The organism is Sphingomonas sp. GW821-FHT09B04 (assembly GCF_059418285.1).
In genome coordinates, this window is the sequence record NZ_JBWKPO010000001.1 from 1,103,378 (window position 1) to 1,122,407 (window position 19,030).

15 protein-coding genes are annotated in these 19,030 nt (G+C 66.3%); 8 read left to right on the top strand and 7 right to left on the bottom strand.

Features of this window, described 5'->3' with window-relative positions:
* Positions 1-1,386 carry a DUF4861 family protein gene (locus AC07NK_RS05360; protein WP_495169521.1) on the top strand — a complete coding sequence of 462 codons (1,386 nt, stop codon included), beginning with the start codon at positions 1-3 and terminating at the stop codon, positions 1,384-1,386.
* 236 nt (positions 1,387-1,622) lie between these two features.
* Here the strand turns inward: AC07NK_RS05360 and AC07NK_RS05365 are convergent, their stop codons facing one another.
* Entirely contained in the window at positions 1,623-2,390 is a 768-nt protein-coding gene (locus tag AC07NK_RS05365; protein ID WP_495169522.1) for an alpha/beta hydrolase, read from the bottom strand.
* Positions 2,391-2,534: 144 nt separating this feature from the next.
* Here AC07NK_RS05365 and AC07NK_RS05370 point away from each other — a divergent pair, with 144 nt between their 5' ends.
* Complete coding sequence (locus AC07NK_RS05370; RefSeq protein WP_495169523.1) at positions 2,535-2,978, top strand: MarR family winged helix-turn-helix transcriptional regulator; 444 nt, start codon at positions 2,535-2,537, stop codon at positions 2,976-2,978.
* A gap of 3 nt (positions 2,979-2,981) precedes the next feature.
* Here the strand turns inward: AC07NK_RS05370 and AC07NK_RS05375 are convergent, their stop codons facing one another.
* The 6 genes from AC07NK_RS05375 to AC07NK_RS05400 all read right to left on the bottom strand — a co-directional run bounded on the left by AC07NK_RS05375 (position 2,982) and on the right by AC07NK_RS05400 (position 11,070).
* Positions 2,982-4,526 (bottom strand): carboxylesterase/lipase family protein, encoded by a 1,545-nt coding sequence (locus AC07NK_RS05375; RefSeq protein ID WP_495169524.1) that lies wholly within the window; start codon positions 4,524-4,526, stop codon positions 2,982-2,984.
* Entirely contained in the window at positions 4,526-5,536 is a 1,011-nt protein-coding gene (locus AC07NK_RS05380; protein ID WP_495169525.1) for a PfkB family carbohydrate kinase, read from the bottom strand. The genes AC07NK_RS05375 and AC07NK_RS05380 overlap by 1 nt, the downstream gene beginning before the upstream one ends.
* A 25-nt stretch (positions 5,537-5,561) precedes the next feature.
* Complete coding sequence (gene kduD / locus AC07NK_RS05385; protein ID WP_495169526.1) at positions 5,562-6,320, bottom strand: 2-dehydro-3-deoxy-D-gluconate 5-dehydrogenase KduD; 759 nt, start codon at positions 6,318-6,320, stop codon at positions 5,562-5,564.
* Positions 6,321-6,325: 5 nt separating this feature from the next.
* On the bottom strand, positions 6,326-7,168 hold the full coding sequence (gene kduI / locus AC07NK_RS05390; protein WP_495169527.1) for a 5-dehydro-4-deoxy-D-glucuronate isomerase: 843 nt from the start codon (positions 7,166-7,168) through the stop codon (positions 6,326-6,328).
* Between the two features lie 25 nt (positions 7,169-7,193).
* Positions 7,194-8,633 (bottom strand): glucuronate isomerase, encoded by a 1,440-nt coding sequence (gene uxaC, locus AC07NK_RS05395; RefSeq protein WP_495169528.1) that lies wholly within the window; start codon positions 8,631-8,633, stop codon positions 7,194-7,196.
* Between the two features lie 1,417 nt (positions 8,634-10,050).
* Positions 10,051-11,070, bottom strand: coding sequence for a LacI family DNA-binding transcriptional regulator (locus AC07NK_RS05400; protein WP_495169529.1), 1,020 nt, complete (start codon positions 11,068-11,070; stop codon positions 10,051-10,053).
* A 74-nt stretch (positions 11,071-11,144) separates the two neighbouring features.
* Between AC07NK_RS05400 and AC07NK_RS05405 the strand changes: the two genes are divergently transcribed.
* The 6 genes from AC07NK_RS05405 (at position 11,145) to AC07NK_RS05430 (ending at position 18,962) form a co-directional block, all read left to right on the top strand.
* Positions 11,145-12,617: a UxaA family hydrolase gene (locus AC07NK_RS05405; RefSeq protein WP_495169639.1), complete on the top strand. Its 1,473-nt coding sequence runs from the start codon at positions 11,145-11,147 to the stop codon at positions 12,615-12,617.
* Positions 12,614-14,053, top strand: coding sequence for a mannitol dehydrogenase family protein (locus AC07NK_RS05410; protein WP_495169530.1), 1,440 nt, complete (start codon positions 12,614-12,616; stop codon positions 14,051-14,053). Before AC07NK_RS05405 ends, AC07NK_RS05410 begins: the two co-directional genes overlap by 4 nt.
* Before the next feature lie 66 nt (positions 14,054-14,119).
* Positions 14,120-14,911: a 2-keto-4-pentenoate hydratase gene (locus tag AC07NK_RS05415; protein WP_495169531.1), complete on the top strand. Its 792-nt coding sequence runs from the start codon at positions 14,120-14,122 to the stop codon at positions 14,909-14,911.
* Positions 14,912-14,951: 40 nt separating this feature from the next.
* Positions 14,952-16,250: an MFS transporter gene (locus tag AC07NK_RS05420; RefSeq protein ID WP_495169532.1), complete on the top strand. Its 1,299-nt coding sequence runs from the start codon at positions 14,952-14,954 to the stop codon at positions 16,248-16,250.
* 85 nt (positions 16,251-16,335) lie between these two features.
* Positions 16,336-16,788 (top strand): MarR family winged helix-turn-helix transcriptional regulator, encoded by a 453-nt coding sequence (locus AC07NK_RS05425; protein WP_495169533.1) that lies wholly within the window; start codon positions 16,336-16,338, stop codon positions 16,786-16,788.
* A 74-nt stretch (positions 16,789-16,862) separates the two neighbouring features.
* The gene (locus tag AC07NK_RS05430; RefSeq protein ID WP_495169534.1) at positions 16,863-18,962 is read left to right on the top strand and encodes a malate synthase G; all 2,100 of its coding nucleotides are present in this window, start codon (positions 16,863-16,865) and stop codon (positions 18,960-18,962) included.
* The last annotated feature ends 68 nt before the right edge of the window (positions 18,963-19,030 follow it).

A 19,030-nucleotide genomic window follows, 5' to 3' on the forward strand; every position in this document is an offset into this window, starting at 1 on the left:
ATGCCCGGGCGGGTCGTTTGCGTATCGTTGCTGGCATTGGCCGGCGCCCTTCCAGCTCAGGCAACAGCCGCTCCATCCAGCGATCCGTGGTACGTCCGCGAAGACTTCAAGCCGGTTCGCCGTATCGCGATCCGTATCGCCAACCCGCTCGACCAGCCCGTGCGCGCGACGCCGGTTGTGATCACTCCGGCGCAGATCCCCGAGCTGGCCGGGATGCACGAGCTGACGGTGACGCTGGTCGATCCCAAGGGCACGCCGCGCCCGGTGCCTACAGCGGCGCAGCTGGCGGTGATGGGTCCGCACGGCATTCGCGAGGAAGCGAATGGGCGCCAGCTCGACCTGCAGATGGACGATCTCGACAAGGACGGGGTGTGGGACGAGCTGTTCTTTCAGGCCGACCTCAAGCCGCGCGAGACGCGGACCTATTATCTCTATCTCGGTTTCCACCAGCGCGGCTGGAATCCGCACGGCGCGGCGGCGGCGATCGGCAGCTATTCGCGGCACATGGTGCCCTTCTGGGAATCGGGCAATGTCGGGTGGAAGCTGTGGTTCCCCGACAGCGCCGACGTGTACGGCAAGCGCAGGAACATCCTCGTCGCGCCGCAGATCCTGACGCAGAACTGGGACGGCTATGCCGTGGCCTATGTCGATCCGGCATACGGGTCGGACATCATGTCGGTCGATGACAGTTTCGGCGGCGGCGGCATCGGGCTGTTCGAGACGCCGGGTAGCGATCATGTCTCGCGCCCGCGCTTCTCGCCCACTGCCGACGCGGCGGAGCGATGGAACACCAACCAGCTCAGGGACACGCGCTATGCGTTCGAGGTGATCGTGAATGGTCCGCTGCGTTCGATGGTGCGGATCAAGACGATAAACTGGAACACCGGCAAGGGCCGCTACGCGCTTGAGCAGATCTACACCGCTTATGCGGGGCATAACTACGCAACGGCGAAGGTGCGGTTCAGTGAGTGGAAGCCGGGCGGCAAGGGCGTCGAATTCGCCGCGGGCATCCGCAAGAAGGCGGGCGAGACGCTCGGGCTTCGGGAGCGCGGCGTGGTCGTGACCACGGCGCCCGAGGCGATCCGCAACCCGGACGACACCGACTCGACCCAGAATGCGCTGACCGTCGCCTATGCCGGGATCGGGCTGGTGGTGAAGGACAGCTATCGCGCGAAACATGTCTCGGTCGCGCAGCAGCAGGGCAACGAGGTGTTCCGCTTCCCCGAGCGCGCCGATGGCAAATACGAATATATGCTCGCCGCCGGATGGAGCGAGGGCGAGGTCCTCAAGACCGCCGCCGAGTTCCGCGACTATGTGGTGGGGGTGGCGAAGGAGTATAATTCGCCGGCACGGCTCGCCGGGTATGAGGCGCAGTCGCGAGAGTAGGGCGGAAACGCCATATCGGGCGTTCCAAAAGTCGCAAAGGTCACGCCCTATACGCGCGCGAGAGCCCGACCGCGGTTGTTCGGAGACGAAGACAGGGAGGGCGCGTCGAGCCTGCATCTGACAGGATAGAGCAGGCGAAATCCAACATTACCAGCCGTGCCCGGCATTGGTGAAACGGCAAGGCGCCGGGCGTCTGTCCGACACCCGGCGCCCTGGTTGAGCGCAGTGGAAGGGGCTTAGTCGGTGCCTCGCGCCGCCTTCTCGATGATCGCGGCGACGGCGACGGGCTTGGAGACGTAGAGCGCGTGGCTGGCCGCGACTTCCTCGACCTTGGCCCCGGCGCGCGCGGCCATCTGGCGCTGGGCTGCGGGCGGGATCATCTTGTCCTCGCTCGCCACCAGATACCAGCTCGGCTTCACTCGCCACGCCGGGGTGCTCACCTTGCCGTCGAGCGCGCCGACGCCCCAGGGAACCTGTGAGTCCGCCATGAACGCCGCGAGATCGGGGCGGACATCGGCGGCGAATGAGGCCGCGAACTTGACGCTGTCGAGGAACAGGAAGCCGTCCTTGGGGGGCAGGATCGGCGGCACCGGTGCGCCAGGCACGGGGGTGGCGATCAGGCTCGATACCGACTCGCCCTTGTCCGGCGCGAAGGCGGCGATGTAGACCACGCCGGCAACCTTGGGATCGGTGCCTGCTTCGGAGACGACCACGCCGCCATAGCTGTGGCCGACCAGGATAACCTTGCCGTCGGCGGCGGCGATCGCGCGCTTGGTGACCGCGACGTCATCCTCCAACGAGAGCGTCGGGTTCTGGACGATCGTCACCTTGTACCCGTCCTTTTTGAGGATCTTGTAGACGTCCATCCAGCCCGAGCCGTCGACGAAGCCGCCATGGACGAGGACCACCGACTTGACCGGTTCTCCGGTCTTGTCCTGAGCGATGGCGGGAGCTGCACCTAGGGCGAGCGAGGCAGCGGCGGCGAGAAGCTTGTTCGTGTTCATGATCGATCTCCTTCCATTCACTTGCTGCGATATTGCTTATCGCGATAAACAATGGCTACATCTACGTGGCCGGCCTTGTCCAGTATTAAATTATCGCGATATGTATTTTTGTGATAAGGGATTGATTCGAAAGTGAGGACCCTCGTGACCCAGACCCCCGGCGACCCGCTGCCGCTCGATGCGCAGCTCTGCTTTTCGCTCTATTCGACCACGATCGCGATCAACCGGCTTTACAAGCCGATGCTCGATTCGCTTGGCGTGACCTATCCTCAGTATCTCGTGCTGAGCACCTTGTGGGAGAAGGACGGACAGACGATCTCGGCGATCGCCGACCGGCTCGCGCTCGAGCCGAGCACGATCACACCGCTGATGAAGCGGCTCGAGGCAGCCGGGTTCGTGTCGCGTCAGCGCAATCCGGCGGACGAACGCCAGGTGAACGTGTTCATGACGGCCAAGGGCAAGGGGCTGCGCCGTGAGGCTTCATGCCTCACCGATGCACTGCTCGAAAATTCCGGCCTCAAGGTCGAGGAGATGATCGCGCTCAACGATCAGGTGCAGCGGCTTCGCGGTGCGCTCACCCACGGGTGAGGTTCAGGTCCCCGGCTGGATATAGGGGATGCGAGAGAACAATTCGCGTTGCCATTTGCGCGGATCGTTCGTCACTCGGCTCTTCGCATCGAACAACATCGTCTGGCGCTGGGGCACGGTGTGCTTCGGCCATGAAGGCACGCCAGCGCCATTGGGGTCGCCCTTCGCCGCGAGGTTGACGAAGGCGCGCATCATCGTGGCCGAGGCTGCCTGAGCCGCGGGGCCGGTGCCGGACACCGTCCCCTCAGCACCGATCGTGCCGAACACCAGCGGAATGTCGTGCGTGTGAGCCGCGCCGCGCTCGGGCTCGAGCGGCGAGGTGAAGTCGAGCTGATAGACCCAGGCGGGGATGCCGGCTTTGGCGCGTTCCTCCGCCTCGATCACCTGCCCGCGCCAGCTGCGGCCGGCGGTGGTCGCGGCGTAGAAGATTTCGGCCGGGGTCCAGCCCGGAAACTGCCTGCGATACTCCGCGACCACCCATTCGGGGTGCGCGTCGATGCGCAAACGGGGTGCGATGCGCTCGGCGAGGTTGCTCCAGTCGAGCGTTCGGACCAGCTCCGATTTGGGATCGTCGAACGCGCGGGTTTCGTCGCGGGTGTTGCCGAGGATCAGCGGGATGGAATTGCCCAGCGGGTTGGCGTCGGGCCAGAAGGGGTGGCGGGTGAGCCACTTCATGTCGAGCACCGGACCCATATAGACTCCGCCGCCGAGGATCGGGTCTTCGGCGCGCAGGCCGTCGATCAGCTTCTCGACGGCCATGTCGGCGAGATCGCCGGGTTTGGCCTTGAGCCGGTCGAGCAACGCCTGCGCGCGGCGGGTGGCATTCAATGGCCCGCTCGCGGTGACCTGCTGGCCGGACATGGTCGCGGCGCGGTGGAACAGGCCCTTTGCCGCCGGCATCCCCATCAGGGTCGCGATCTTGGCGCCGCCGCCCGACTGGCCGAACACCATCACGCGGTTCGGATCGCCGCCAAAGCCGGCGATATTGTCGCGGACCCATTGGAGCGCGAGGATCAGGTCGAGCTGGCCATTGTTGCCGCTGTCGGGGAAGCGCGGGTCGAGCCGCGCGAGATAGAGATAGCCGAGCGCGTTGAGCCGGTGGTTGACGGTGACGACGACGACATCGCCCTTCTCGGCGAGCGTCGCCCCGAATACCTGCGGCTCGATCACACTGCCGTTCGAGTAAGCCCCGCCATGGAAATAGACCATCACCGGACGGCGCGCGTGCGGGCTCGCGCCGGGCGTCCAGACGTTGAGGAACAGGCAATCCTCACGCTGATTGGTGGCGCGGCCGGTCTGTGGACAGCTCGCGGCGAAGCTGGTTGCAGTCAGCGTGTCGCGGGACGCTTCGGGCGCCTTGGCAGGACGGAAGCGGGTGCGGCTGGTGTCGTTGCCGTAGCGGATGCCGAGGAACGCCTGAACCGCGCCGTCGCGCTTGCCCTGCCAGCGGCCGGTGGTGCCGGTCGCGAGCGGATCGGTCGGGGTGAACGCGGCGGAGGGCAGAGCGGCCAATGCCGCGCTCGCCCCCAGCAGCGTCCGCCGGTCCATCACCGACGAACGTCCAGTCCGCCTTCGAGGAAGGCGTCGATATCGGCCTGACGGAACAGGCTCGCGTCACCCGGCAGCGAGTGTTTGAGGCAGGTGAGCGCGAGGCCCGAGGCGACGGTGCCTTCGAGGTCCTGACCCGACAGCACGCCGTGCAGGATGCCTGCGGCATAGGCGTCGCCGCCGCCGATGCGGTCGATGATCCCGGCGACCACGACGTCGTCGGTCTGGTAGCCGCGCTCGGGGGTGTCGACACGCGCGGCGATGCGATGGCGGTCGGCATCGTCGACATGGCGCGCAGTCGAGGCAATGCGCTTGAGGTTCGGGAAGGCGGCGAAAGCGGCTTCGGCGGCCTCGCGGCGGCGGTCGGCGCCGTCGCCGGAGAATTGCTTGCCGAGCAGCAGCGAGACGTCGCGATGGTTGCCGAACATCGTGTCGGCAAGGCTGACCAGCTCGGTCAGCACGGCGCGCGGATCGCTGTCCCACGCTTCCCACAGGCGCGCGCGGTAATTGCCGTCGAAGCTGATCGCGACGCCGAGTTCCTTGGCGGCACGCGCGGCGTGAAGCGCCGCCTGTGCGGTCGCGGGCCCAAGCGCGGGGGTGATGCCTGACAGATGCAGCATCGTCGCGCCGCTCAGCAGCGTCTTCCAGTCGAACGCGTCGGCCGGCGCGTTGGCGAAGGCCGAATCCGCGCGGTCATAGACGATGTCCGACGCGCGCAGCCCGGCGCCCTGAGTCAGGAAATAAAGGCCCATGCGGCCGTCGCGATATTGCACGCCGCTGGTGTCGGCGCCCTGCGAGCGCACGAACTGCACCGCGGCACGGCCGAGCGCATTGTCGGGCACCGCGCTGACCATCGAGACCGCATGGCCGAGATTGGCGAGGCCGATGCCGACATTGGCCTCCGCGCCGCCGACCACGACGTTGAGCCGCGGCGTCTGCATCAGCAGCTCGCGTCCCGGAGCGGTCAGGCGGAGCAGCAATTCCCCGAAACAGACGATACGGCCGGCCATGATGTCTCCTCGTTGATGCCGGCGATCAGCGCGCCAGCCAGCCGCCGTCTACCGCGAGGATGTGGCCCTGCACATAGTCGGATGCGCGCGACGCGAGGAAAACCGCGGCACCGCCCATATCTTGCGGAGAACCCCAGCGGCCAGCGGGGATGCGCTCCATGATCTGGCGGTTGCGCGTTTCGTCCGCCTGCAGCGCGGCGGTGTTGTTGGTGGCGATATAGCCCGGCGCGATCGCATTGGTGCAGATGCCGTGCGCAGCCCATTCGGTCGCCATCGCCTTGGTCAGGCCCGCGACGCCGGACTTGGCCGCGGTGTAGCTCGGCACGCGGAAGCCGCCCTGGAAGCTCAGCATCGAGGCGATGTTGATGATCTTGCCGCCCTCGCCCTGCGCGATCATGCGCCGTGCGGCCGCCTGCGACAGGAAGAACACCGACTTGAGGTTGGTGTCGATCACCGCGTCCCAGTCTTCTTCGGTGAAGTCGACCGCGTCGTTGCGGCGGATGATGCCGGCATTGTTGACGAGGATGTCGACGCGACCGAGCTTTTCCACCGTCTCGTCGATCACGCGGCCGACCGGCTCGATCGTCGAGAGGTCGGCGCTGACGATCTCCGCCTTGCGGCCAAGCGCGCGGATCTTCTCCGCGGTCTCGGTCGCTGCCGAGCGGCCGACCAGCGCGACATCGGCGCCCGCCGCGGCAAGGGCGAGGGCGATGCCCTGCCCGATGCCGGTGTTGGCGCCGGTGACGATGGCGACCTTGCCGCTGAGGTCGAAGGGGCTGGTCATGCCGATTACGCCAGCTGGCAGATGTCGAGGACGTTCATGTCGGTATAGTCCTGATTCTCGCCAGCCATCGCCCAGATGAAGGCATAGGCCTTGGTGCCCGCGCCCATATGGATCGACCAGGGCGGGCTGATCACCGCCTCCTCATTCTGCATCACGATGTGACGGGTCGCCTCGCCCTCGCCCATGAAGTGCATCACACGATCGCTGTCGAGATTGTCGAGCTCGAAGTAGAAATAGATCTCGCTGCGGCGCTCGTGAATGTGCGGGGGCATGGTGTTCCACACGCTGCCGGGCTTGAGCACCGTCAGGCCCATCACCAGCTGCGCGCTGTCGCACACGCCGGGGATGACGAGCTGGAAGATCGTGCGCTCGTTCGATTCCGCGAGGCTGCCGCGCTCGAGTGCATTGGCGTCGGCGATCGACAGCTTGCGCGTCGCGAAGCCCTGATGCGCCGGGCACGATGCGATGTAGAAGCGCGCGCCGGTGCCGCTGAACTCGACGTCCTTCGCGCCCATCGTGACGTAGAGGCAGTCCTTGTTGCCGAGCGTGAAGCTCTCGCCGTCGACGGTGATCGTGCCTTCGACGCTGCCGACATTGACCACCGCCATCTCGCGGCGCTCAAGGAAGGGGTGGCCCTTGGCCGAGGCCGGCTCTTCCTGCGCGGGCAGCTTGACCGGCGCGGCGCCCACCGCGACGCCGCCGATCACGAAACGGTCGGCATGGGTGTAGTTGAGCACGACCTCACCCTCACGGAACAGGCCCTGGATCAGATAGCGGTCGCGCAGCTCGTCGTTGGAGACGCACTCCATCATGTCGGGATGGGTGGCGTAATAGGTGCGATCGAACATCATGTGGCTCCGGATGAAATGGGGTTCAGGCCGCCTTGGCGGCGGTAAGGGGCTGGTCGAGCTTATACGCCTTGCGGACGAGGCCGTTGGTCAGCTCGTAAGCGAGTTCGGCGGCTTCCCAATCCTGCATCCGCCCTTCGGCGACGAGGCGGGCGAGGAAGGCGCAATCGACCCGGCGCGCGACATCGTGCCGCGCGGGGATGGAGAAGAAGGCGCGCGTATCGTCGTTGAACCCGACGGTGTTGTAGAAGCCCGCCGTCTCCGTGGTCATCTCGCGGAAGCGGCGCATCCCCTCCGGCGAGTCATGGAACCACCAGCTCGGCCCCAGCCGCAGGCACGGATAATGCCCCGCCAGCGGCGCCAGCTCGCGCGCATAGGTGCTCTCGTCGAGGGTGAAGAGGATCACCGTCAGATCGGGCTCGTTGCCCACCACGTCGAGCATCGGCTTCAGCGCATGGACATAATCGGTGCGCGTCGGGATATCGGCGCCCTTGTCGCGGCCATGGCTGTGAAACAGCTTCGCGTTGTGGTTGCGGCACGATCCGGGATGGATCTGCATCGTCATGCCGTCCTCGACGCTCATCTTCGCCATCTCGGTGAGCATCTGCGCACGGAACAGCTCGGCATCGGCCGCGTCCCATTTGCCGCCGACGATGCGCCCAAACAGCGCCTCGCTCTCGGCGGCGGAGAGGTTCGCGGTCTGCGCGGTGGCAAAGCCGTGGTCGGTCGCTGTCGCGCCGGCGACGCGGAAGTCGGCGCGGCGCTTGCGATGCGCGGCGAGATAGCCCTTCCAGCTATGCACATCCTCACCGGTCAGGTTCGCGAATGCCTCGAGCGCGCCCTTGAACGCCTCATGCTCGACGTCGATCACCGAATCCGGGCGATAGGTCGTGACGACCCGGCCCTGCCAGCCCGACTTGCGGATCGCGGCATGATGCTCGAGCGGATCGTCGGCGCCCTCGGTGGTGGCGAGGAAGTCGATCTTGAACCGCTCGAACAGCGCGCGCGGGCGATAACCGGGCGACGCCAGCGCGGCGTTGATCGTGTTGTAATAGTGATCGGCGGTGGAGGCATCGAGTAGCCGGTCGATCCCGAACACCTCGGCAAAGACATGGTCGAGCCACATGCGCGACGGCGTGCCGCGGAACAGGTGATAGTTGCTCGCGAACAGCCGCCACGCCGCGCGCGGATCGGTGGCCGGCACGCCATCGATCCGCGGCACGCGCAGTGCGTCGAGATCGATGCCCTGTGAATAGAGCATGCGGAAGACATAGTGATCGGGCGCAAGGAACAGCTCGGTCGCATTTTCCCACGCATCGTCGGTCGCGAACCATGCCGGATCGGTATGGCCGTGCGGCGACACGATCGGGAGACCGGCGATCTCCTTGTACAGCGCGCGCGCGATACTGCGGGTGGTGGGATCGGCCGGAAACAGCCGGTCGGGATCGAGTGCCAGGGGACGCACTTTCACATTCCTCTCACATGGTGTGTCCAACCCCGGTAACCGGTGTCAGGTCGAATTTCAACCAAAGTCTCGACAGGCTGCTTCTAGGGGGCCGCCTTTTGGAAGCTTCCTGGGCTCGGGATTGCCCTGTGAGATGCGCTCATGCGGGGTCGCATCGACCTCAATCGACGAGAAAGGATGGTGCTGATGATATTGGCACGACGACGATCGTCCCCGCCCGGCCCGGTTGTCCGGCCGCCCCGGCGCCCCCTTGGGTGCCTCGAGAACCACGGCCGCCGTCGTCAGCGCCGCTGCAATGCGTGCTGCCATCCCCTCCGGACCCCCCGTCGCCGCCATTGCCACCCGCACCACCTTTACCGGGTTGACCGCCGGCACCTGCCGACGCGACAATTACGGCGGACGTCAGGATATCGGCGTTTTCCCGGGTTGCAATTATCGTAATATCCGAACCGTTTGCGCCCGCTCCGCCCGGTCCACCCCTGCCTCCTGACCCACCTCGACCGCCGTCTCCTCCGTCCCTCGCTCCTCGCGTGCAGTGAAACGCATTGGACCTCGAATCGCGACCGCCCCGGCCGTCTCCGCCGATGCCGCCTTTCCCCCCGGCGCCGCCTTCCCCCCCCGCGCTGCCGCGAAAGTCCAGACGCAAATTGGCTAGTGACAGGGGACCGCTGACGCCAGTTACCGCGACGGAACCAGCATAGATATAGATGTGGGGTGAGCCCGGCGCCGCTCCGCCTGGTCCACCCGGGCCTCCTGCCCGTCCCGGAAATCCATTTCCTCCCGAGTGGTCCCCTCTGGCGCCATTGCCGCCAAGGGTGCCGGTTGACCCTGTCGCACCGGCCGTGTCAAAACCGCTCCTAGTTATCGTGACTGTCTCACCCGGATTCACGAAGCGAATTCGCTGCGCGACGACCGCCACCCAGCCCTCGGCATTTGTGATCTCCAGGCGCGATCCCGGCTGAAAAACAAGCTCGTCCACCTTGAGGATTCTATCCGGCACCCTGACCAGGCCCGATACGGGGAAAATACCACGCCGTGTCGGTGTGCTGGCCAATGCTGTCGTCACCTCGGACGGTAACTGCGGCTCCGAAAATGATTGGTTACTTTCTTGAGCGTTAGCGCGGTCGGCGCAAAGTGCCATTAGACTAACCACCATAAATATGGCGAAAATAGCGTTACGCATGGTAATTCCCCCAATCCCCTCCTAAAGGTAGAATGGTGAAATCGGCGCGTAAAGCGCGAAAAGATTCTGCTGTTTGATCGTTAACAGTTGACTTCACGGGACTACAACACGGGTAGTTTCTCCCGGAAATGGGAAAACGTCGCGATCCAAGACATCCATAGTCACCACAATAACTTGGTCGGGCTGTCCAGAAGTTGGTTATCCGCTTTTGAGTGGGCGCTGTGCGACCGCCCCTCACTCTCCCGGCGGCGCCACCGAAGCCCTGCGGATGAGTGTCGAGACAAACAGCGATTCCCCGCTCTCCTCATCCTCGCCATCGCCGATCAGCTTGAGCGCCGCCGCGCGCGCCATCGTCGCGATCGGCCAGCGCACCGTGGTCAGCGGCGGCCAGAGGTACGACGCGATCGAGGTGTCGTCGAAGCCGACGATCGACAGGTCGCGCGGTACGTCCAGCCCGCGCTGGCGGGCGGTGTGGAGCACGCCCGCCGCCATCGCATCGTTGGAACAGAACACCGCGGTCGGGCGCGGGGAGAGGTCGAGCAGGCGCTCGGCGGCGCGCATGCCCGATTCGAACGTATAGTCGCCCTGCGCGATCAACGTGCGCTGGATCGGGATGTCGGCGTCGTCCAGCGCGGCCTCGTAACCCTGGCTGCGCTCATGTGCCGAACGGAAGCCGTGCGGGCCAAGGACGAGGCCGATGCGCTTGTGCCCGTTCTCGACCAGATGCGCGACGGCGCCGCGCACCACTTCGCGGTCGTTCGACGCGACCATATGCTCGGGATCGTCGAACGAGGCGGAGCCCATGCGGACATAGCGCGCGCCGATTTCCTGACACAGCGCCGCGAGCGAATCATTCTCGCTGATCGGCGGCAGGATCATCACGCCGTACGGGCGCTGGCGCTCGAGGAAGCGGCGGATATCGTCGAGCATCGTCGGCGATCCGCGGTCGACCGGGTGGACGATCAGCTCGAACTCGGTGTCGCGAAGGACTTCGAGCAGTCCCTGCTGGACGTTGAGCACCATATGCGGGTTGGGGTTGTCGTGGATCAGCCCGATCAGGAAGTTGCGGCGCAGCGCCAGCGCGCGCGCCTGCGGATTGGGAACGTAACCGATCTCGGCGATCACTTTCTCCACCCGCTCGCGCGTCTCCTCGTTGAGAAGAGGGGAGCGGTTGATCACGCGGCTGACGGTTTTCTTGGAGACCCCCGCCAGTCGCGCTACGTCGTTGATTGTCGCCTGCGCGCTTTTCTTCATGGGCAAGTGCATAGCGTGCAAGCGAGCCCTAGCCAATCGCGGCGCTAGCGGGTAATGACACCGGTAGTCGTATGATGAATCCTGCCGCCCTTCGAATCCATGGTGCCGATACCGTCGCCACCGCGCTGCGCAATCTGGTGGCGGGTGAGGTCGTGCTGGGCGTGACGCTCAGCGACGCGGTCCCGCGCGCGCACAAATTCGCGCTGGTGGCGCATGCGCCGGGCGATCCCGTGCTCAAGTTCGGCTTCCCGATCGGGCAGGCGACCGCGCCGATCGCGCCGGGCGACCATGTCCATGTCCATAATGTCGCGACCGCGCTGGCGGGGGAGGCTGCCTATGGCGGCGGGGCCGGGGTGGAGCGCGCGCGCGCGGCGGCCTCGACCATCAAGTGGCGCGGCTATCCGCGCGCCGATGGCCGGGCGGGGACGCGCAACGAGATCTGGGTGCTGCCTACCGTCGGCTGCGTCGGCCGCACCGCGCAGAAGATCGCGGCGAAGGCGGGGGCGCTGCTGCCCGAGGGCGTCGACGGCGTGCACGCCTTCGCTCACCCATTCGGCTGCTCGCAGTTGAGCGACGATCTCGACGGCACGCGCAATATCCTCTCGGCACTGGCGCAGCATCCCAATGCGGGCGGCGTGCTGCTCGTCGGGCTTGGCTGCGAATCCAACCAGCTTTCGGCCTTGCTCGAAACCCTGCCCGAAGAGACGCGGTCGCGTGTCCGCACCGTCGGCGCGCAATCTTCACCCGACGAGATCGCCGAGGGTGTCGAGAAGGTGCTCGAACTGGCGCAGGTCGCCGCGACCGCGCAGCGCGAAGAGATGGGGCTCGACCGGCTGGTGCTGGGGGTCAAGTGCGGCGGATCGGACGGGCTCTCCGGCCTTACCGCCAATCCGCTGGTCGGGATCATGGCCGATCGCGTCACCGATTCCGGCGGCGCGGCGATCCTGACCGAAATCCCCGAGATCTTCGGCGCCGAGCAGTTGCTGATGGCGCGCGCTGCGGACGCCGCGACCTTCGACGCGATCGGCGGGCTGGTGAACCGCTTCAAACGCTATTTCATCGACCATGGCGAGCCGGTGTCGGAGAACCCGTCGCCCGGCAACGTCGCCGGCGGCATCACCACGCTGGAGGAGAAGAGCCTGGGCGCGGTGCAAAAGGGCGGGCAGGCGATCGTCACCGACGTGATCGATTATGGCGATCGCGTGAAGCGCACCGGGCTGACCCTGCTCGAAGCGCCCGGCAACGACGCCGTTTCCTCGACCGCATTATCGGCCGCGGGGGCGACGGTGATCCTGTTCACCACCGGTCGCGGCACACCACTCGGCTTTCCCGCGCCGACGCTCAAGATCGCCTCCAACTCCGACCTCGCCGCGCGCAAGCCGGGCTGGATCGACTTCGATGCGGGACAGGTGCTGAGCGAGGGCATGGATGTCGCCGCCGACGCGCTGCTCGCGCGCATCGCCGCGATCGCATCGGGCGAGGAAGCCGCTGCCGAACGCAATGGCGAGCGTGAAATTGCCATCTGGAAGCGAGGCGTAACGCTGTGAATCGACTGTCATTGGAAACGCTGGCGGGTCTGCCGTCGGCGATCGCGAAGCCCGCCTATGATCCCGCAAAGGTGTCGACCGGCGTGATCCATTTCGGGCCGGGCGCGTTCCACCGCGCGCATCAGGCGAGCTATTTCGACAGCGTGCTGGCGAGCGACCCGCGCTGGGGCATCGCCGCGGTTTCGCTGCGCTCGCCCGGCACCGTCGAAGCGCTGGCGGCGCAGAGCGGCCTCTACACGCTCGCGGTGCTCGACCGCGAACCCTCGATGCGCGTGATCGGCGGGCATCGCGAATGGATCGGTCCCGGCGGCGGCGCGCAGGTTGCGGTATTGCTGGCCAAGCCGCAGGTGCGCATCGTCACCTCGACCGTAACCGAGAAGGGCTATTGCCTCGCCGGCGATGGCACGCTCGACATGGGCCATCCCGACATCGTTGCCGATCTTGCGGGCGGTGAACCGCGCAGCTTCGTCGGCTGGTTGGTGCAGGGGCTGGCGGCGCGGCGCGCGGCGGGTGCCGATCCGTTCATGGTGCTGTGCTGCGACAACCTCTCGGGTAATGGCGGCAAGCTGCGCGCGGCGACGATCGCGCTGGCGGCGGCGCGCGATGCGGATCTGACGAAGTGGATCGCCGACACCGCGGCCTTCCCTGACACGATGGTCGATTCGATCACCCCGGCGAGCGACGATGCGCTCTACGCCAAGGTTGCGGCGGAACTCGGCGTCGCGGATCGCGCGGCGGTGCAGCGCGAAGCCTTCACCCAATGGGTGATCGGGCCGTACAATCTGGCAGATGGTCCGGATCTTGCCGGCGCGGGCGCGACGCTGACCGGCGATGTCGGCGGCTATGAGCGCGCCAAGCTGCGCATCCTCAACGGTCTTCACTCCAGCCTCGCCTATCTCGGTCTCGCCATGGGGCTTGAGACGGTCGCCGACGCGATGGCGCAGGCAAGCCTTGCCGCATTCGCCGAGCGGCTGGCGCTGCAGGACATCGTCCCGGTGCTCGATCCGGTCGCAGGCCTCGATCACGCCGCCTACACCCAGGCCGTGCTCACCCGCTTCCGCAACCCCGCGATCCGGCACTTGCTGTCACAGATCGCCTGGGATGGCTCGCAAAAGCTGCCCTATCGCCTGCTGGATACCACGGTTGCGGCAATCCGGGCTGGACGTCCGGTCGACCGGCTAGCGGTGCCGGTGGCGGCATGGATGCACTTCATCGCGCGTCGTGTGGCTACGGGCGACAAGATCACCGATCCGCTCGCTGCGCCGCTCGCCGATGCCACGGCGGGGGCGTCGCCCGATCAGCTCGTCGAGCGGCTGCTGGCGTTCGAGTCGGTCTTCCGGCCCGAGATCGCGGAGAACGCCGGATTCCGCGGCGCAGTCACCGACTCTCTCCGGGCGTTGGCCGAAGAGCGCGTGGAGACATTGCTCGCTCGCTGATCGCGGCCCTTGTCAATGACACCGGTTTCCATTACCCCGTTCGATCGAGAACAGAGTGAGGGGTGGATGAGTAGTTTGGACGCGATCGCGCAAGCCTTTGTTACGGCGCGCCGCACGGCCACCGGATTGCCCGATTATCCGGGGACCCCGCCCGCCTCGCTGGACGATGCCTATGCGATCCAGGATCGCGCCCGCGCGCTGACCGGCGGTCAGGTCGCGGGCTGGAAGGTCGGCCGGATCAATCCGCCGCTCGACGGGCAGCTCGGCACCAACCGCCTCGCCGGCCCGATCTTCGCCGACAGCGTGCGCGACGGCACTGCGGAAAGCCCCGCAATGCCGATCTTCGCCGAAGGCTTTGCCGCGGGGGAGGCCGAGTTCCTGCTGCGCATCGCCCGTGCGCCCGATCCGGCCAAGACCAGCTACACGATGGCCGAAGCCGCCGATCTGATCGACGCGGTGCATGTCGGGATCGAGGTGGCGAGCTCGCCCTTCCCCGGGATCAACACCCACGGCCCGCTGGTGACGATCTCGGACTTCGGCAACAATTACGGGCTGGTGGTGGGTGACGCGATCGCCGACTGGCGCAGCCTTGATTTCATCGACTGGCCGGTCACTCTGTCGATCGACGGCATTCAGGCCGGCGCCGCAACGGCGCGCACCATGCTCGACGGACCAGTCGGCGCGGCGCGCTTCCTGTTCGAGAGCATGGCCGCGCGTGGCGTCGCGCTCACGGCGGGGCAGTGGATTTCGTCGGGCGCGGTAACCGGTGTACATGAGGTGCCGGTCGGCGCCACGGTCACGGCGACCTTCAAGGACATGCAGGTGAGCTGCTCGATCGAAGCGGCCAGGCCTCGATAACCCGACCCCGGTCATCGGGGCGGTCAAAGGAGAAGACTGAATGGACGCGAGCCAGGCCGAGGGTATCCGAACGGGTGCCGCCGCCAATGCGGGGCGCTACCGCTGGATGATCGTCGCGCTGCTGTTCGCGGCGACGGTCATCAACTATATCGACCGCCAGATGATCGGCGTGCTCAAACCCACGCTGATGCAGGACCTCCACTGGTCCGAACGCGATTTCGCGAGCGTGATCATCTGGTTCCAGATCGCCTATGCGATTGGCTATATCGGCTTCGGCAAGTTCGTGGACATGGTCGGCGCGCGCGTCGGCTATGCGGTTGCCTTCGTCATCTGGCAGCTCGCGCATATCGCGCATGGCGGCGCCTATTCGATGACTCAGTTCGCGATGGCGCGCTTCGGCCTCGGCATCGGCGAATCCGGCAACTTCCCCGCTGGCATCAAGGCGGTGACCGAATGGTTCCCGGCCAAGGAGCGCGCCTTCGCGATCGGCGTGTTCAACGCCGGCGCCAATATCGGCGCGGTGATCACCCCGCTGGTGGTGCCGCTGATGGTCATCGCCTGGGGCTGGCGCATGGCGTTCGTCGTCACCGGCGTGATCAGCTTCGTGTGGCTGATCGCCTGGTGGGCGATGTACCGCTCGCCGCGTCAGCACCCCAAGGTCAGCGAAGGCGAGCTCGCCTGGATCGAGCAGGATCCGGCCGACCCCGTCACGCCGATCGGTTATGGCACGGTGCTGACCCGCCGTGAGACCTGGGCCTATTCGCTCGGCAAGTTCTTCATCGACCCGATCTGGTGGTTCTTCCTGTTCTGGCTGCCCGGCTATCTGTTCAAGCAATATGACCTCAACCTGCTGACCTTCGGCATCCCGCTCGCGGCGATCTACCTGATCTCCGACGTCGGCAGCGTGTTCGGCGGCTGGATGTCGTCGAAGCTGATGAAGGCGGGCAAGTCGGCCAATTATGCGCGCAAAGTGACGATGTTCGTTTGCGCCTGCCTCGTCCTGCCGGTGGTGTTCGCCGAATCGATCACCAGCGTATGGCTGGCGGTGCTGGTGATCGGTGTTGCGACCGCCGGGCATCAGGCGTTCTCGGCGAACCTCTATGCGCTTCCCTCCGATCTGTTCCCGCGCGGTGCGGTCGGGTCGGTGGTCGGCATCGGCGGCACGGTCGGCGCGGTCGGCGGCATCCTGATGGCTTTCTATGCGGGCGAAATCCTCGACCGGCTCGGTGTCTACTGGCCGCTCTTCTGGGTTGCGGGCAGTGCGTACTTCGTCGCGCTGCTGGTGGTGCACCTGCTCTCGCCGCGGCTGGAGCCGGTTAAAGTCGATCAAACCGCTTGATATTATCTGTCTGTAGTCCCGCTTTGGGCGCAATGAAGCAATGCTCTCATTGCGCCCGTCGCAGGATCAGGGCAATCACTGTCCTATGACGGCAACACTCAAGCTCGATGCGTTTCTGCCCTATCGCCTTTCGGTGGCGTCCAACCGCGTGTCGGGTACGATTGCCGGGGCCTATCAGGCGCTGTTTGGCCTGCGTATTCCCGAATGGCGGCTCGTGACCGTGCTCGCCGAATTCGGGGCGATGAGCCAGCAGTCGCTGTGCGGCCATACCCAGATGGACAAGGTGACGGTCAGCCGCGCGGCGATCTCGCTCTATGAGCGCGGTCTCGTCACCCGTACGCCCAATCCCGACGACCAGCGTTCGCATCTGCTCGAGCTCAGCATCGACGGCTGGGCGCTCTATCGTCAGGTCGCGCCCAAGGCGCTCGAACTGGAGCGCCGCATCTTCGAAAGCCTGTCCGACGCCGAACAGACGCAGTTGCGCAGTATGCTCGAGCGGATCGAGGGTGTGGCGGCGGCGATCGGCACCGGGGGTTGATCGCGACCCGATCCCTCGTCTAATCGGGCATTCCCTCCCCAGGGCTGAACCAGATTACCCAGGAGGAGTTTCGCATGACCGCTTACGTGACGCGCGCCGGGCTTTCGGTGGCGGAGCCGCTCGCCCGCTTCATCGAGGAGCGCGTGCTGCCCGAGCCCGGTATTGCGGCGGATACGTTCTGGGACGGCACTGCGGCGATCTTCGCGCGGTTCGCACCCGAAAACCGCGCGCTGCTCGACACGCGCGATTTGCTTCAGGCGCAGATCGACGCGTGGTGCGCGCAGGATCCGGTGCGTGCTGTGGATCCCGCCGCGCAGGAGAACTTCCTGCGGTCGATCGGCTATCTGGTCGACGAGCCGGGCGACTTCACCGTCGGCACCGCCAATGTCGATGCGGAGATCGCGACGATGGCCGGGCCGCAGCTGGTCGTGCCCGCGCTCAACGCCCGCTTCGTGCTCAACGCGGCCAATGCGCGCTGGGGCAGCCTCTACGATGCGTTCTACGGCACCGATGCGCTCCCCGGTACGGCGCAGCCGGGCGGCTATGACGCCGAACGCGGCGCGCAGGTGATCGCGGCGGCCAGGGCGTTCCTCGACGAAGCGGTGCCGCTGACCGGCATGAGCTGGGTGGACTTCACGGGCGGGGATCTGCCGCTCGCTGATCCGGGCCAGCTTGCCGGCACGCGCGGTGACTCGCTGTTGTTCAGGCACAATGGCCTGCATCTTGAAGTGGTGATCGACCGTGAGTCCGCGATCGGCCGCACCGATCCCGCCGGGATCGCCGATGTGCTCCTCGAATCCGCGCTCACCACGATCGTCGATCTCGAAGATTCGATTGCGGCGGTCGATGCCGACGACAAGGTCGCGGCCTACACCAACTGGCTCGGCCTGATGCGCGGCGACCTGACCGAGACGTTCGACAAGGGCGGCAAGGCGCTGACCCGGCGGCTGGCCGAAGACCGCGTCTATCAGCGCCCCTTCGCGAGCGACCTGACGCTGCCCGGCCGCTCGCTGCTGTTCGTGCGCAATGTCGGCCACCTGATGACCACGCCCGCGGTGCTGCTCGACGGTGCCGAGGCGCCCGAGGGTATCCTCGATGCGATCGTCACCAGCGCGATTGCGCTTCACGACCTCAAGGGTCTCGGGGCATACAGCAACAGCCGCACCGGTAGCGTCTACATTGTGAAGCCCAAGATGCACGGGCCGGACGAGGCTGCCTTCACCAACGCGCTGTTCGACGCGGTTGAGGATCTGCTCGGCCTTGCCCGCTACACGATCAAGGTCGGCGTGATGGACGAAGAGCGCCGCACCAGCGCCAACCTCGCCGCGTGCATCCACGCGGTGAAGGACCGGATCGCGTTCATCAACACCGGCTTCCTCGACCGCACCGGCGACGAGATCCACACCAGCATGCGCGCCGGGCCGATGATTCCCAAGGCGGAGATGAAGGCGTCGAGCTGGATCAAGGCCTATGAAGATCGCAATGTCCGTATCGGGCTTCGCCACGGCCTGTCGGGCAAGGCGCAGATCGGCAAGGGCATGTGGGCCGCGCCCGACCGCATGGCCGAGATGCTCGAGGTTAAGATCGGCCACCCGCTGAGCGGCGCCAATACCGCCTGGGTGCCTTCGCCGACCGCCGCGACGCTGCACGCGATGCATTACCACAAGGTCGATGTGTTCGCCCGCCAGCGCGAGATCGTGGGCGAGGACATACCGGGCCTCAAGCCGCTCTTGGCGATCCCGGTCGCGCAGGGCCGCAACTGGACCGCGGATGAGGTCGCGCAGGAACTCGACAACAATGCTCAGGGCATCCTCGGCTATGTCGTGCGCTGGATCGATCAGGGCGTGGGCTGCTCGAAGGTGCCGGACATTCACGATGTCGGGCTGATGGAAGATCGCGCGACCCTGCGCATCAGCTCGCAGCATATGGCCAACTGGCTGCTTCACGGCGTGGCGAGCGTGGGCGATGTCGACGCCGCCTTCGCGCGGATGGCGGCCAAGGTCGATGCGCAGAATGCGGGCGACCCGCTCTACCGTCCGATGGCGGGGAATGAAGCGACCAGCCTGGCCTTCCAGGCGGCACGCGCGCTGGTGTTCGAAGGGGTAAGCCAGCCCAGCGGCTATACCGAACCGCTGCTGCACAGCTTCCGCGCCGAGGTGAAGGCGGGGGGCTGATCAGAGGGCGCGCTCCGTTCGCGCGGCGACCCAAAATGCCGGTTAAGTCGGCTTGAACCTTCCCCCCG

Bases quoted from the DNA above. Each gene is read 5' to 3' on its own strand.
- AC07NK_RS05420 (WP_495169532.1), top strand. From the start codon at position 14,952: ATGGACGCGAGCCAGGCCGAGGGTATCCGAACGGGTGCCGCCGCCAAT.
- AC07NK_RS05360 (WP_495169521.1), top strand. From the start codon at position 1: ATGCCCGGGCGGGTCGTTTGCGTATCGTTGCTGGCATTGGCCGGCGCC.
- AC07NK_RS05405 (WP_495169639.1), top strand. From the start codon at position 11,145: ATGAATCCTGCCGCCCTTCGAATCCATGGTGCCGATACCGTCGCCACC.
- kduI (WP_495169527.1), bottom strand. From the start codon at position 7,168: ATGTTCGATCGCACCTATTACGCCACCCATCCCGACATGATGGAGTGC.
- AC07NK_RS05365 (WP_495169522.1), bottom strand. From the start codon at position 2,390: ATGAACACGAACAAGCTTCTCGCCGCCGCTGCCTCGCTCGCCCTAGGT.
- AC07NK_RS05415 (WP_495169531.1), top strand. From the start codon at position 14,120: ATGAGTAGTTTGGACGCGATCGCGCAAGCCTTTGTTACGGCGCGCCGC.
- AC07NK_RS05380 (WP_495169525.1), bottom strand. From the start codon at position 5,536: ATGGCCGGCCGTATCGTCTGTTTCGGGGAATTGCTGCTCCGCCTGACC.
- AC07NK_RS05375 (WP_495169524.1), bottom strand. From the start codon at position 4,526: ATGGACCGGCGGACGCTGCTGGGGGCGAGCGCGGCATTGGCCGCTCTG.
- AC07NK_RS05430 (WP_495169534.1), top strand. From the start codon at position 16,863: ATGACCGCTTACGTGACGCGCGCCGGGCTTTCGGTGGCGGAGCCGCTC.
- AC07NK_RS05400 (WP_495169529.1), bottom strand. From the start codon at position 11,070: ATGAAGAAAAGCGCGCAGGCGACAATCAACGACGTAGCGCGACTGGCG.
- kduD (WP_495169526.1), bottom strand. From the start codon at position 6,320: ATGACCAGCCCCTTCGACCTCAGCGGCAAGGTCGCCATCGTCACCGGC.
- AC07NK_RS05425 (WP_495169533.1), top strand. From the start codon at position 16,336: ATGACGGCAACACTCAAGCTCGATGCGTTTCTGCCCTATCGCCTTTCG.